At 72.1% G+C, this 13,749-nt stretch carries 13 protein-coding genes and 1 riboswitch; of the genes, 10 read left to right on the top strand and 3 right to left on the bottom strand.

What is annotated here, in order from left to right; translation table 11 throughout:
* Positions 1-48: 48 nt before the first annotated feature.
* Positions 49-681, top strand: coding sequence for a GNAT family N-acetyltransferase (locus tag ACRWNP_RS20305; RefSeq protein ID WP_431963320.1), 633 nt, complete (start codon positions 49-51; stop codon positions 679-681).
* Between the two features lie 69 nt (positions 682-750).
* Here ACRWNP_RS20305 and ACRWNP_RS20300 read toward each other — a convergent pair whose 3' ends face one another.
* The gene (locus ACRWNP_RS20300; protein WP_431963318.1) at positions 751-1,758 is read right to left on the bottom strand and encodes an aldo/keto reductase; all 1,008 of its coding nucleotides are present in this window, start codon (positions 1,756-1,758) and stop codon (positions 751-753) included.
* A 633-nt stretch (positions 1,759-2,391) separates the two neighbouring features.
* Positions 2,392-2,582, top strand: a riboswitch (cyclic di-AMP (ydaO/yuaA leader).
* A 2-nt stretch (positions 2,583-2,584) separates the two neighbouring features.
* Between ACRWNP_RS20300 and ACRWNP_RS20295 the strand changes: the two genes are divergently transcribed.
* From ACRWNP_RS20295 to ACRWNP_RS20285, 3 genes are all read left to right on the top strand, one after another.
* Positions 2,585-3,715: a transglycosylase family protein gene (locus ACRWNP_RS20295; RefSeq protein ID WP_431963316.1), complete on the top strand. Its 1,131-nt coding sequence runs from the start codon at positions 2,585-2,587 to the stop codon at positions 3,713-3,715.
* 204 nt (positions 3,716-3,919) lie between these two features.
* A complete protein-coding gene (locus tag ACRWNP_RS20290) occupies positions 3,920-4,735 on the top strand; it encodes an SAM-dependent methyltransferase (protein ID WP_431963314.1) in 816 nt (271 codons plus the stop codon).
* The gene (locus tag ACRWNP_RS20285) at positions 4,732-6,888 is read left to right on the top strand and encodes a putative bifunctional diguanylate cyclase/phosphodiesterase (protein WP_431963312.1); all 2,157 of its coding nucleotides are present in this window, start codon (positions 4,732-4,734) and stop codon (positions 6,886-6,888) included. Before ACRWNP_RS20290 ends, ACRWNP_RS20285 begins: the two co-directional genes overlap by 4 nt.
* On the opposite strand, the gene ACRWNP_RS20280 is transcribed toward ACRWNP_RS20285, so the two are convergent.
* On the bottom strand, positions 6,885-7,703 hold the full coding sequence (locus tag ACRWNP_RS20280) for an alpha/beta fold hydrolase (protein WP_431963310.1): 819 nt from the start codon (positions 7,701-7,703) through the stop codon (positions 6,885-6,887). The genes ACRWNP_RS20285 and ACRWNP_RS20280 overlap by 4 nt on opposite strands.
* 134 nt (positions 7,704-7,837) lie before the next feature.
* Here ACRWNP_RS20280 and ACRWNP_RS20275 point away from each other — a divergent pair, with 134 nt between their 5' ends.
* The 5 genes from ACRWNP_RS20275 (at position 7,838) to ACRWNP_RS20255 (ending at position 11,671) form a co-directional block, all read left to right on the top strand.
* Positions 7,838-9,178, top strand: coding sequence for a PLP-dependent aminotransferase family protein (locus ACRWNP_RS20275; RefSeq protein ID WP_431963308.1), 1,341 nt, complete (start codon positions 7,838-7,840; stop codon positions 9,176-9,178).
* Between the two features lie 135 nt (positions 9,179-9,313).
* Positions 9,314-9,697, top strand: coding sequence for a hypothetical protein (locus tag ACRWNP_RS20270; RefSeq protein ID WP_431963306.1), 384 nt, complete (start codon positions 9,314-9,316; stop codon positions 9,695-9,697).
* Positions 9,694-10,707, top strand: coding sequence for a transcriptional regulator (locus tag ACRWNP_RS20265; RefSeq protein ID WP_431963304.1), 1,014 nt, complete (start codon positions 9,694-9,696; stop codon positions 10,705-10,707). Before ACRWNP_RS20270 ends, ACRWNP_RS20265 begins: the two co-directional genes overlap by 4 nt.
* 80 nt (positions 10,708-10,787) lie before the next feature.
* Positions 10,788-11,180, top strand: coding sequence for a roadblock/LC7 domain-containing protein (locus ACRWNP_RS20260; protein WP_431963302.1), 393 nt, complete (start codon positions 10,788-10,790; stop codon positions 11,178-11,180).
* Between the two features lie 116 nt (positions 11,181-11,296).
* On the top strand, positions 11,297-11,671 hold the full coding sequence (locus tag ACRWNP_RS20255; RefSeq protein WP_431963300.1) for a hypothetical protein: 375 nt from the start codon (positions 11,297-11,299) through the stop codon (positions 11,669-11,671).
* 98 nt (positions 11,672-11,769) lie between these two features.
* Here the strand turns inward: ACRWNP_RS20255 and ACRWNP_RS20250 are convergent, their stop codons facing one another.
* Positions 11,770-12,210 carry a hypothetical protein gene (locus ACRWNP_RS20250; protein WP_431963298.1) on the bottom strand — a complete coding sequence of 147 codons (441 nt, stop codon included), beginning with the start codon at positions 12,208-12,210 and terminating at the stop codon, positions 11,770-11,772.
* Positions 12,211-12,564: 354 nt separating this feature from the next.
* On the opposite strand from ACRWNP_RS20250, the gene ACRWNP_RS20245 reads away from it, so the two are divergent.
* Positions 12,565-13,743 (top strand): acyl-CoA dehydrogenase family protein, encoded by a 1,179-nt coding sequence (locus tag ACRWNP_RS20245; RefSeq protein WP_431963296.1) that lies wholly within the window; start codon positions 12,565-12,567, stop codon positions 13,741-13,743.
* Positions 13,744-13,749: the final 6 nt, after the last annotated feature.

The raw sequence follows: 13,749 nt of genomic DNA, 5'->3' as shown, positions 1-13,749 counted from the left end.
CGGAAACGCGCTTGACGGGTGACCCGGCCGGACACCACCATCCGGGGCATGCCCGAACCCGTGATCTTGGAAGGCGAGCACGTCCGCCTGGAGCCGCTGAGCGCCCGGCACACGGACGGGCTGCTGCGCGCCGCCACCGAATCCCGCGACACCTACGCCTACACCAAGGTGCCGGCCGAACGTGAGGCCATGGCGCGCTATGTGGAGGAGGCCCTCCAGGACCAGGCGACCGGGGCCGCGCTGCCCTTCGCCGTACGGGACGTCCGGCGCGACGCCCTCATCGGCTCCACCCGGTTCCTCGACCTCGACTACTGGACGGCCACCCCCGCCTGGCCCGCGGGCCGCTCCGTGCCCCGCGGCGGTGCCGTGCCCACCGTCGCCGAGATCGGCAGCACCTGGCTCGCCGCTTCCGCCCAGCGCACCCCTTGCAACACCGAGGCGAAACTGCTGCTGCTCACCCATGCGTTCGACGTGTGGGCTGTGTTGCGCGTCACCCTGAAGACGGACGCGCGCAACGCGCGCTCCCGGGCGGCGATCGAGCGCATCGGCGGCCGCTTCGAGGGGGTGCGCCGCGCCCACACCCGCGCCGTGGACGGCACCGTCCGCGACAGCGCGTACTACTCGATCCTCGCTGACGAGTGGGCCGGCGTCCGTGCCGCCCTGCAGGCCCGTCTCGCCTGAGTCCCGACACCGACGGGAATGGGCCGGCCCTCGACGGGGGCCGGCCCATTCGCGCGTGCGGGGCGGTCGTCAGGGGATGCGGACGCCCGCCTCGGCCGAGAGCCGGTCGATCTCGGCCAGCTCGTCCGGGCCGAGCGGGCCCGCGTCGAGGGCGGCGAGGTTCTGGTCGAGCTGGGCGACGCTGCTCGCGCCGATGAGGACGGAGACGACCCGCGGGTCGCGCAGCACCCAGGTCAGGGCCAGCTGGGCCAGGGTCTGGCCGCGCTCGCCGGCGAGCTTGTCGAGCGCGTGCAGGAAGGTGAGCTTCTGCTCGGTCAGGGCGTCGCGCTTGAGGAAGTGGCCGAGCGCCATCCGGGAGTCGGCCGGCACACCCTCGAGGTAGCGGTCGGTGAGCTGGCCCTGGGCGAGCGGCGAGTAGGCGATGAGGGCGGTGCCGGTGTCGCCGACGGCGTCGAGGACGCCGGCCTCCGGGTCGCGCTGGAGGATGCTGTAGGCGGCCTGGTGGATCAGCAGCGGGGTGCCCAGATCGCGCAGGATCTCCGTCGCCCGGCGGTGCGCCTCGGCGGGGTAGTTGGAGATGCCGGCGTACAGGGCCTTGCCCTGGCGGACCGCGGAGTCCAGGGCGCCCATGGTCTCCTCCAGGGGCGTGTCCGGGTCGAAGCGGTGCGAGTAGAAGACGTCCACGTGGTCCAGGCCCATGCGGCCCAGGGACTGGTCGAGGGAGGAGAGCAGGTACTTGCGGCTGCCCCACTCGCCGTACGGGCCGGGCCACATGTCGTACCCCGCCTTGGTGGCGATGAAGAGCTCGTGGCGGTACGGGCGGAGGTCCTGGGCGAAGATCGTGCCGAAGTTGGCCTCGGCCGAGCCGGCGGGCGGGCCGTAGTTGTTGGCCAGGTCGATGTGGACCACGCCACGGTCGACGGCGCGGCGCAGCACCGCGCGCTGCTTCTCCAGCGGCGAGGTGTCGCCGAAGTTGTGCCACAGGCCGAGGGACACGACGGGCAGCAGGACCCCGCTGCGCCCGGTCCTGCGGTATTCCATCGAGGCGTAGCGGTCGTCGGCGGCGAGGTAGGGCACGCGAGGGCTCCCGGGCGATGTGAGGAAATGTGCGGGATTGGGAGGCTACCTTCGCCCAATCGGCGCTGTCACGTCCGTCTTCCGGACGGCGGCGCTCGTCAGTGCCCTCTTCTCGCCCCGCCGCAGGGGCGGTTGTGGCGCACGCCACACCGCGGACCGCGCCGGAGCGGCGCATCCGGGAATCGGGGGATGCGCTCGGTGGTTGGCTCAGAGGGTGTTCCTGCGGGTGGGTCCTCAGGACGGCGTGGTCGGGGGCGGGTTGGAGCGGTACGCCTCCTGCTTTATCCGGCATTGAGGTATCTAACCGGACATATGCACCCACAGTGCATGCATAGCGAATCGATGCGTGATGGGTGTCACGTGCCGAATACGCGGCGGGAGCCCTAGGCGACGCAGCGTCTAATTTCTCCACCGGATTTAACCGTACGATATCGCGCGATTACCGTGCGCCAATTTTTCGCCTACGCAGAGCGGACACTTCTCACGTAAAGTCACAGAAGCTGTTGATCGACTTGCGGTCCGTCGGGTGGCGTGATTCCGCTCCTTGCTCCCGAACGATTCCGTCGTTTAGCTTCCAGATCTCGCAGGACCAATTCCTGCGAGATTCTTCCGGGTGGAACGCCTAGTCCTGCCGCTGCCCGGACGCCGGATGACAAGACCGCACGGCAGGAGCGGGGGACCCAGGTAGTTGCCGTTCCCGTTGGTCTCGGGACGGCTAGGGGTGAAGTCGCAGCGACGTGCCTTTATTTGGCATGCCCAATCGCGGCCGGGCATCTCCAGTCCGAACCCGACAGCTTACCTCGCAGGCGTCGGAGAGGAATTCGGCATGCCCGGTAAGGGAAAGCACCGTCGTCCGCGGAACACCCGCATCACCCGTATCAGCGCCCTGGCCGGCACCACCGGCGCCGCGGTGGCGCTCCCGATCGTCGGCGCCACCGGTGCCCACGCCGCTCCCGTGAGCGTGTGGGACAAGGTCGCGGCCTGTGAGAGCACCAACAACTGGTCCATCAACACCGGTAACGGCTTCTACGGCGGCCTGCAGTTCACCCAGAGCACCTGGGCCGGCTTCGGTGGCACGAAGTACGCCCCGCGTGCCGACCTCGCGACCAAGGCCGAGCAGATCGCCGTCGCTGAGAAGGTTTTGGCGACCCAGGGCCCGCAGGCCTGGCCCGTGTGCGGCCCCAAGGCCGGTCTGACCAAGGCGATGGCCAACCCGTCGGCGACCCCGGCGAGCGCCTCCGTCGCCGCCGCGAAGTCGGCCGCGAAGCCCGCCGCGAAGCCCGCTGCCCCCGCCAAGAAGGCCGAGGCGCCGAAGAGCGCCGGCGGCTCCTACAAGGTCGCCGGCGGCGACACCCTCTCCAAGATCGCTGACGCCCAGTCGGTCGACGGCGGATGGCAGAAGCTGTACGTGAACAACAAGTCCGTCATCGGCGGCAACCCGAACCTGATCTACCCGGGCCAGGTCCTGTCCCTGGGTGAGAAGGCCGCCGCCAAGACCGCGCCCAAGGCCGCGAAGTTCGCCCCGGCCGCCGTCAAGGCCGCCAGCACCTCCGGCTACACCGCCCCGCTCGACCGCGTCACCCTGGGCACCGCCTACCACCGGGCCGGCGCCATGTGGTCCAAGGGCTACCACACCGGTGTCGACTTCATCGCCTCCACCGGCACCAAGGTGAAGTCGATCGCCGGCGGCACCGTGGTCTCCGCGGGCTGGGGCGGCTCGTACGGCAACCAGGTCGTCGTCAAGCACGCCGACGGCCGGTACTCCCAGTACGCCCACCTGTCCTCGCTGTCGGTCTCGGCCGGCCAGACGGTCTCCGTCGGCCAGCAGCTCGGCCTGTCGGGCGCCACCGGCAACGTGACCGGTCCGCACCTGCACTTCGAGGTGCGCACCACGCCCGACTTCGGCTCCGACATGGACCCGCTGGCGTACCTCCGCGCCCACGGCGTCAACGTCTGATCAACTGTTCTACCGTCATCCGGCGCTAGGGTGTGCCCTGTTCCCCTCTCTCGGGGAACAGGGCACATGCCTTTGGTCTGTGACCGAAAACGGATCGAATATTTCCATTTCATGTTTCCTCTCGAACGGTCGATCAGTAGCCTCTGACGCACATGGTCGTGTCCACGACCACGCGTCCTGATCGCCGACGAGCTGGAGCCGTTGATGGAGCGTCCTGCCTGGGCCCCTCATGGGATCGATCTTTCCGTGCCGAGCGTGTCCCGCATCTACGACTACTACCTAGGCGGCTCGCACAACTTCGAGGTCGACCGGGAGGCGGGACGGCGGGCCATCGAGGCCTTCCCGGGGCTCCCGAAGATCATGCAGGCCAACCGGGCGTTCATGCGCAGGGCAGTGCGCTACTCCGTCGACCAGGGCATCACCCAGTTCCTCGACGTCGGCTCCGGCATCCCCACCTTCGGCAACGTCCACGAGGTCGCCCAGGCGGCCAGTCCCGGCGCCCACGTCGTCTACGTCGACCACGACCCGGTCGCCGTCGCCCACAGCCGCGCCGTGCTGGAGGGCAGCGAGGACGCCGCGATCGTCGCCGCCGACCTGCGCTCCCCCCGCGACATCCTGGACAGCGCGGAGGTGCGCGACCTCATCGACCTGGAGCGCCCGGTCACCCTGCTGCTCGTCGCGGTCCTGCACTTCCTCGAGGACGCCGACGAACCGGCCAAGGCCGTGGCCGAGCTGCGCGATGCCATCGCCCCCGGCAGCCTGCTGGTCGTCACCCACGCCTCGGTCGAGGGAGGTCCGCGCAGACCCGAGGAGGGGGAGCGGGTCGAGAACGTCTACCGCAGCGCGAGCTCGCCGCTGATCATGCGGTCGCGGGCCGAGGTGGGGCGCTTCTTCGACGGTTTCGACCTCGTCGAACCCGGCCTTGTCTCCCCGCCGTTGTGGCGTCCCGACGGCACGGACGACGACGCGCCGGACCCGGTTGTCTTCAGCGGCTTCGCGGGCGTCGGCCGCAAGGCGTGACGGTGACCAGAGAACCCGGCCCGGAGCCGGAGCCCGTCGACAGCCTACGGCGCTTCGCGATCATCTGGAGCCGGGCGATCTACCCGGCCACCGCCACCTCCATGACGCGCGGCGAGTTCGAGGAGTACCTGCTCCCGCTCGCCGCTCGCCTCAACGCCACCCTGCGCGCGCAGCCTTTCGACCCCCGTCCCGCCCAGGAGATCGGTGCCGCGCTCGTGGCCGCGCACTGCACCGACCCCGAGGCGCTGGCCCGTATCCTCGACGTCGTCGACGCCTACCTGCTGCTGTACTGCCCGCCCGGCCCCGCCATGCCGCCCGAGGAGAGCCGCACCCGCTGCAACCGCCTGCAGCACTGGGTGGCCGCCGGGTACGCCCGCGCCCTGCAGGAACGCACGCGGACCGAGCAGGAGGCGCTGTCCCGCGCGGCGCTCGCCGCCCGGGCCGCCATCGAACAGGCGTTGCACGAGAGCGAGGTCCGCTTCCGGGCCGTCTTCCAGGGCGCCTCCATAGGCATCGGCATCGCCGACATGGACGGCCGCATCCTTGACGTCAACGACGCCCTCACCGCCATGTTCGGCGGCCTGGAACGCCACATCCGGAGCAAGAACGTCTACGACTGGGTGCACCCGGACGACGCCCCCGAGGTCTGGGAACTGCAGCGCCAGCTCAACCGGGGCGAGCGCGACCACTACCGCATCGAGAAGGCCTACCACCGGCCGGACGGCAGCGCCCTGTGGACCAACCTGACGGTCTCCCTGCTGCGCGATCCCGCCGGGACCCCGCAGTACATGCTCGCGCTGATGGAGGACATCACCGAGGAGCGCCTGCTCAGCGAGCGTCTGCGGTACGAGGCCACCCACGACGCGCTCACCGGCCTGGCCAACCGCAACCTCTTCTTCGAGCGCCTGGAGCAGACGCTGAACGCCTCCGACGGCATGGGCGTCGGCGTCTGCTACCTCGACCTCGACGGCTTCAAGGACGTCAACGACAGTCTCGGCCACGCCGTCGGCGACCGGCTCCTGGTCGCCGTCGCCGAACGCCTTCAGGCCTGCGTCACCACCCCCGACCAGCTCGTGGCCCGCATCGGCGGCGACGAGTTCGCCGCCCTGGTCGTCAACCCCGCCAGCCGCGCGGACATCACGGGCCTCGCCGACCTGATCCTGGCCGCGCTGGCCGACCCCATCCGGGTGGACGGCCGCGAGCTGACCGTGCGGTGCAGCATCGGCATCGTCGAGGGCCAGGCCGGCTCCCTGGGCCCCGCCGAGGTGCTGCGCAGCGCCGACATCACGATGTACCGGGCCAAGGCCGCGGGCGGCAACCGCTTCGAACTGGCCGACCCCGACTCCGACGCACGCGCCATCACACGGCACGGGCTGACCAACCGGCTGCCGACGGCCCTGGAGCGCGGCGAGTTCTTCATCGAGTACCAGCCGCTGGTCCGGCTCGGCGACGGCAGCGTCCGCGGCGCCGAGGCGCTGGTGCGCTGGTGTCATCCGGTGCACGGGATCCTCGGTCCCGACCAGTTCATCCCGCTCGCCGAGAGCACCGGGCTGATCGTGCCGCTCGGCCACTGGGTGCTGCAGCAGGCCGCCTGGCAGGCGCGGGACTGGCAGTTCCCGCGCAGCGACGGCCATCCGCTGCGGATCAACGTCAACCTCTCACCGGCCCAGCTCGGCCACCCCGGCCTCGTCCCGGAGACCCTCGCGGTGATCAAGGACGCCGGGCTGGAGCCGACCGCGCTGTGCCTGGAGGTCACCGAGAGCGCCTTCATCGGCGCCGACGAGGAACTGATGCGCCCGCTGCGGGAATTCGCCGAACTCGGCATGGCCATCGCCCTCGACGACTTCGGCACCGGCTACTCCAACCTCGCCTCGCTGCGCCGGCTGCCCATCACCACGCTCAAGCTCGACCGCTCCTTCACCCGCGGCATGCAGCAGCAGCCGGCCGACCCGGTGGACGTCAAGATCGTGGAGATCGTCGTCGACCTGGCGCACACCCTCGGGCTCTCGGTGACGGTGGAGGGCGTGGAGACCGGCACCCAGGCCGAGCACCTGCGGGCGCTGGGCTGCGACACCGCGCAGGGCTGGTACTACGCCAGACCCGGCCCGCCCGACCGCCTGCACTCGCTCTCCCTGGTGGACACCACGACCTAGGGACGCGACGGCACCGGGGGACACGCGCGGAGGAACCGCAGTAGCGCGGCGTTGAACTCCTCGGGCCGCTCCAGGTTGGGCAGATGCCCGGCCCCCTCGACGACCACGAGCCGCGAACCGCGGACGGCCGCGTGCATGGCCTCGGCCTCGGCGACGGGGGTGTACACGTCCTCCCGGCCGACCACGATCAGCGTGGGCACCCGGACCCCGGTCAGCACGGCCGCGTAGTCGCGCCGTCGGGCGCGGCCGCGCAGGGCCGCCGCGGCGCCCTCGGGGGAGGTGCCGCGCATCATCCGCAGGACGTGCGCGGCCACTTCGGTGAGCGCCGTCGCATTGTGCGGTGTGATCATCCGGTCCAGCACCTCGTCGGCGTAGCCGGACATCCCCTCGGTCAGCAGCCGGTCCGCCATCGCGTCCCTGGCCCGCCGCCCCTGCTCGGTCTCGGCGCCGGGGAAGGTGTCGGCGAGCACGAGCCCGGTCACCCGGGCGGGGAACAGCCGCTGGAACTCCATGACGATCTGCCCGCCCATCGACAGCCCGCCGACCACGGCCTCCGGAACGTCCAGGTGGTCCATCAGGGCCGCGATGTCGCGGGCGAAGGTCTCCAGTGGGGTGATCCCGGAGACCACCTCGCTCGCGCCGTAGCCCCGCAGGTCCGGCACGATCACCCGGCGGCCCGCCGCCGCCGCGGGGAGCTGCGGGGCCCACATCGAGCGGTCGAAGGGATGGCCGTGCACCAGTACCAGGGGGGAGCCGGGCCCGTCCCCCTCGTCGTCGTACGCCAACGTGACGCCGCCCACCACCGCCGTCGCCAAGGGAATCTCCTCGCCTCGCATCGTCACCTCCCCGCAGGGGAGTTGACCGCGATGCTAGGTTCCCCTCCCTGCTCGGTGCAATAGGATCTTTGCTCTCGGTGCAATGCGGGAATTGCCTCAAAGGGGGAAGGCCGATGGACGACTACCGCAAGGTCGCGGACACCGTGGCGGCGGACATCGCCGCCGGACGGCTCCGCCCCGGCGACCGGCTGGCGCCGCAGCGGGCCTTCGCACGGCAGCACGGCATCGCCAACTCCACGGCGATCCGCGTCTACGCCGAACTCGCCCGCCGCGGCCTGGTCACGGGCGAGGTGGGACGCGGCACCTTCGTCCGTGCGGCGCCGCCCGCCGCGGGACCCGCCCTCGCCGAGCCGGCGTCCCAGCGGATCGACCTGGAGCTGAACCACCCCGTCGCCGAGGGGCAGTCGAGGCTCCTGGCCCCTGGGCTCGCCGCTCTGCAGCGACCCGACGTCCTCGACGCCGCGCTGCGCCCGCTGACCGCCGCGGGTACCCCGGCCGCGCGTGACGCCTTCGCCGGGCTGCTCGCCCGCACCGGCCCACGCCCCGACCCCGGGCGGCTGCTTTTCGCCGGCAACGGACGCCAGGCCATCGCCGCCGCCCTGGCCGCGCTCGTCCCGCCCGGTGGCCGGCTCGCCGTGGAGGCGCTCACCTACCCCGTGGTCAAGGCGCTCGCCACGCGGCTCGGTATCGCCCTTGTCCCCGTTCCCTGCGACGAGCACGGGATACGTCCCGACGCCCTCGCCGAACTCCACCGCGCCGCCCCGCTGCAGGCGCTCTACACCCAGCCCACCCTGCACAATCCGCTCGGCGTCACCTTGCCGGAAGGCCGCCGGGCCGAACTCGCCGACGTCCTCGGCCGGCTGGGCCTGCACGCCGTCGAGGACGCCGTCTGGGGCTTCCTCGCCGTCGACGCCCCGCCGCCGCTCGCGGCGTTCGCCCCCGACCGGGTGGTCCTCGTCGACAGCCTCTCCAAGCGGCTCGCCCCCGGGCTCACCGTCGGTGTCGCGCTCACTCCACGGGAGCTGTCCGCCCCCCTCTCCGCGGCCCTGCGTTCGGCGGGTGCCGCTCCCTCCGGCTTCGCGCTGGCCGCCGCCTGCCGGTGGATCGCCGACGGCGCCATGGACGCGGTGGTGGCGGCCAAACGGCGCGACGCGGCCGCGCGGGCCCGCATCGCCGCCGAGCGCCTCGCGGGGTTCTCGGTCACTGCCGATCCGCGCGCCTGCTTCTGCTGGTGGCGGCTGCCGGGACCCTGGCGGGCCGACACCTTCGTCGCGGCCGCCGCGCGGCAGGGCATCGCCGTCACCCCGGCCGCCGCCTTCGCCGCGGGCCGCGGCAGCGCGCCGCACGCCGTGCGGATCGGCCTCGCCTCGCCGTCTCCGCAGGTCCTGGGCGACGCGCTGGAGGTCCTGGCGCGGATCGCACGGGGCGGTCCCGAGGACAATTACGCCGACTGATCACAAGGGGCGGCGAATCCTAGCGAGTCGCCCGCACATGCCTCCGGAAAATGCCCCAACTCACCTTTTTCGCGTACGGGGTGAGTAACGTTCCGTGTCGTTCCATATACCAGAAGTGGCGGCGAAGGGGTGCGCGTGCCCGGCATAGACGAGTGCCTTTCCGAGGCGCTGGCGATTCCCGGTGTGCTCGGGGCGAGCGTGGTCGACTGGAGCAGCGGCCTCCTCCTCGGGGCGGTCGGGCAGGAGCCCGGACACGGTCACGAGGCGGCCGCCGCGGACACCACCGAGGCGGCACGGGCGGTCGTGGAGGGCGCCACCTTCACAGCCAAGGAGTCCGGAAGGGTGCCGGTCGAGGACATCATCATCACGGCCCCGGGGAGCTACCACCTCATCCGCTTCCTCGACACCTCCTTCGACAGCGACGTCATCCTCTACCTGTGGCTGGACCGGTCGATGGCCAACCTGGCGGTCGCCCGGCTGGGCCTCAAGTCCCTCGCCGAGCGGCTGGTGCTCGTATGACCGGCACGGAGGCGGCGCGGCCCACCCCGGCAGTGCGCGGTCTGCCCCGGCGCACTCCGGCGCGCGGCGGCGCTCCGGCCCAGGTGCGCGCAGGGGTGGTGGGCGCGTACGCCTTCACCGCCGCGCTGGCCCGGCTCGCGGAGGCGAGGGCCAGCGGGGCGCTGTACGGATCGGCGGGGGCGGTCTATCTGCGCGACGGGGGGATCGTGCACGCCGAGAGTCCCTGCGCCCCCGACCTGGGGGTACGACTCATGGCCTGCGGGCTGCTCTCCCCGGACGAATGGCGTGAGGCGGTCACCACCGCGAGCGCCGGGCGCGGCGTCGGCGGGCACCTCGTCGACACCGGGCGGGTGGCCCGCGGGGAACTCGAACTGTGCCATCTGCTGGCCCTCTTCGACGCCGCCTACTTCACCCTGCTGCCCGACTCGGAACCCGACCGGTTCCAGCCGGGTGCCACCTCCCGGCTGGGCCCCATCTCCCTGCCGGTCCCGGCCCAGCGCGTGGCCAGGGAGACGCAGCGGCGCCGGACGCAACTGGAGCGGGCCTGGCCGTGGGACGACACCGACGCCGGCCCCGTCGTCCCCCGCTCCGGGGGCGAGCTACCGGGCGGCCGGGCCAGGGCCCCCACGCCCGCTCAGCTGGCGGTGCTGGCAGCGGCGGACGGATCCCGTACACCCGTCCAGATCGCATGGCACCTGGGACGTTCCGCCTTCGCGACCCTGCTGGACGTACGCCGGCTGGCCGCGAGCGGCCGGATCAGCATGCCGGTCCGCACCCAGGCTGCCGCGGCCCCGCCGCCTCCCGCCCCCGTCCCGCCCGCACCCCCACCGGTCGTGCCACCGCCCCCCGCCCCACCACCCCCCGCGCCCGGGCCGCGCGTGCGGCTGCCACCGGCGGCGGCGCCCACGCCCTACGCCCACGGCGGACCGCAGCCGGCGGTCCTGCTGTCCTCCGACCCCTCAGTCGCCCTGTTGCTACGACTTCGTGCCGCCCTGGAGGCCCGCCTGTGAGCGCCCTGCCGACCCGCCCGGCGCCCGCCGAACGACCGTGGAGGAAGGCTCTGCGGCAGCTCGCCGGAAGGAGACAGCTGGTGGCACTCGAAGCCGACGTACTGTCCGAACTCCGGAGTCTGCGGGCGAGGGTGCCGCACCTGACGGGCGGTCTCGTCGCCAGCGTCGACGGCCTGGTCGTCGCGCACGACCTGAGCGGGCCGGAACCGGAGGGGGTCGCCGCGCTGACCGCCGCCGCACTGGGCGTGGCGGCCCGTATCACGGAGGCCACCGGACGCGGCGGCTTCCGGGAACTGCTCGTGAGGGGGGACAGCGGCTACATCGCCGCGTACGCCGCCGGCGGCGCCATGGCCCTCGCCCTGGTGGCGGGACCTGCCTCCAATGTGGGCCGCCTGCACCTGGAGGCCCGTCGCTCCGGTCGACGGATCGAGGATCTCGTCGACCTCGCGCTCCAACGTCAGGAGCGGAGATGACCGAACGACCCAGCACATCAGCCGACAAGCCGTCGGGCACGGGACGCGGCCGCGCCGCCACCGGACCCAGGCATTCGTCACGTCAGAGAACACAACGACAAGGAAGCGAGACCGCAATGGCCAACACCGAGACCGCGCTGAAGGATGTAATGACGTCGATCGAGGGCGTCCTGGGCGTCGCTCTCGTGGACTACGGCAGTGGCATGGCCCTGGGCACCCTCGGGGGCTCCAAGGACCTCGACCTGACCGTCGCGGCCGCGGGCAACACCGACGTCGTCCGCGCCAAGATGCGCACGATGGAGATGCTCAACCTCAAGGAGCACATCGAGGACATCCTGATCACGCTCAGCACGCAGATCCACATGATCCGGCTGCTGACCGGGCGTTCGGGCAAGGGTCTGTTCCTCTACGTCGCGCTGGACAAGGACCGCGCGAACCTGGCGATGGCCCGCCACCAGCTCAAGCGCATCGAATCCGACCTGGAGGTCTGATTCGTTACTGACCCGCCTTCCCACGAGCCCGCGGCCGACGGCGGCCCGGCACATCGGGCGCGGGCCGCCGTGTGCCGGGCCTCGTCCCGCAGGGGCCGCTACCGGTTCATGGGGGTCGCGGAGGACGAGGGACCCGAGGGCGACGTGGCGGAGTGGCCGTGGTGCGCCCCCTCCTCGACCCTGCCGCCCAGTTTCTCGCGCACCGGCTCCAGCGCCTCGGGGTCGGCCTCCACCACCCAGCGCTCCCCGATCAGATACGAGCCGCCGTAGGGCTCCGCCTCCTCCAGCCACGACTTCTGGCCGGCTTCGCTGGCGAAGGTGAGCATCACATAGGCACCGAGTGCCGTCGTGCACGCTCCCTGGCGCAGCTCCTGCACGTCGGTCTGCAGCTGCGGGGTGCACCCGACGGCTTCTCCGATGCGCTCCAGGGCGACCGGACCCCCCGCCGTCTCGATGTCCTGGCCGCCGCAGCCCGTCACCGCCAGCGCGACGACCGCCACCGCGGCCACCCTCGGGCCCCACGCAGGGAACACGGACACCGGCAACACCTTTCCTCGACTCCTGCCGCGGGCCGCACATGTGCCGCACAGGTCCCGCAAGCGCACCGGGCGCGTGACGACGCTAACCCGAACGGCCCATTGCCCCGTACAGCCTTGTGAAAAGCCCGCTCCCAGGCGCGCGGTATGAAAAAATGCGCGGGCGCACGCCTTGGAGCGCCTGGCACCCCGTGACTGCGACGCCTCCGATCGGGCATACTCCAACGCGCCGAAGCCGCAGGTCGGACCATGCCGTGACCCGGCGGGAGACCATCGGTCGACGGTCGACGAACCGGTAGCTCCGCCACACCCTGAGCGGACGCCGCCGCAGCGCCCGACAGGGAGGAGAGTGCCGCCATGTCCCACGACGGCCTTCAGCCGGTGGACCGACAGCTTCCCACCGAGGAGGCCCGCGACCTGCTCGCGCTCGTACGCGAGCTGGCACAGCGGGAGATCAAGCCCAGGGCGGCCGAGGAGGAGGACGCCGGCGTCTTCCCGCGCGAGGTGTTCCGCCTCATCGGCGAGGCGGGGCTGCTCGGACTGCCCTACGCGGAGGAGTACGGCGGCGGTGGCCAGCCGTACGAGGTGTACCTGCAGGTGCTCGAGGAACTGGCCGCGGCCCGGCTCACCGTCGGCCTCGGCGTCAGCGTGCACACCCTGGCCTGTCACGCGGTCGCCCACTTCGGAAGCAAGGAGCAGCGCACCGAGCACCTGCCCGCGATGCTCGGGGGCTCTTTGCTCGGCGCGTACAGCCTGTCCGAGCCCTCCTCCGGCTCCGACGCCGCCTCGCTGCGCACCCGGGCCACCCGGGAGGGCGACGCGTGGCGGATCGACGGCACCAAGGCGTGGATCACCCACGGCGGTGTCGCGGACTTCTACACGGTACTGGCCCGCAGCGGCGCCGAGGGCCCGCGCGGCATCACCGCGTACCTGGTGCCCGGCGACGCGCCGGGCCTCACCGCGGCGGTCCCGGAGAAGAAGATGGGCATGAAGGGGTCGCCCACGGCCCAGGTCCACTTCGACGGCGTGACCGTCCCCGACAGCCGCCGCGTCGGGGACGAGGGCCAGGGGTTCACCATCGCGCTGGCCGCCCTCGACTCCGGCCGCCTCGGCATCGCTGCCTGCGCCATCGGCGTCGCCCAGGCCGCCCTCGACGAGGCGCTCGCGTACGGGATGACACGGCAGCAGTTCGGCCGTCCCGTCGTGGACTTCCAGGGGCTGCGCTTCATGATCGCCGACATGGCCACCAAGATCGAGGCCGGCCGGGCGCTCTACCTCGCGGCGGCCCGGCTGCGGGACGCGGGCCGGCCGTTCTCCCGGCAGGCGGCCATGGCCAAGCTGTTCTGCACGGACGCCGCGATGCAGGTGACCATGGACGCGGTCCAGCTGCTCGGCGGTTACGGCTACACCGCCGACTTCCCCGTCGAGCGGTACATGCGCGAGGCCAAGGTGCTGCAGATCGTCGAGGGAACCAACCAGATCCAGCGCATGGTGATCGCCCGCAGCCTCGCCGGCCCGGAGAGCAAGGAGCGCTGAGACGAC

The sequence above is a fragment of the Actinacidiphila sp. bgisy160 genome (genome assembly GCF_965342435.1).
Lineage (GTDB): Bacteria > Actinomycetota > Actinomycetes > Streptomycetales > Streptomycetaceae > Actinacidiphila.
This window is presented reverse-complemented; position numbering and strand designations above follow the sequence as displayed.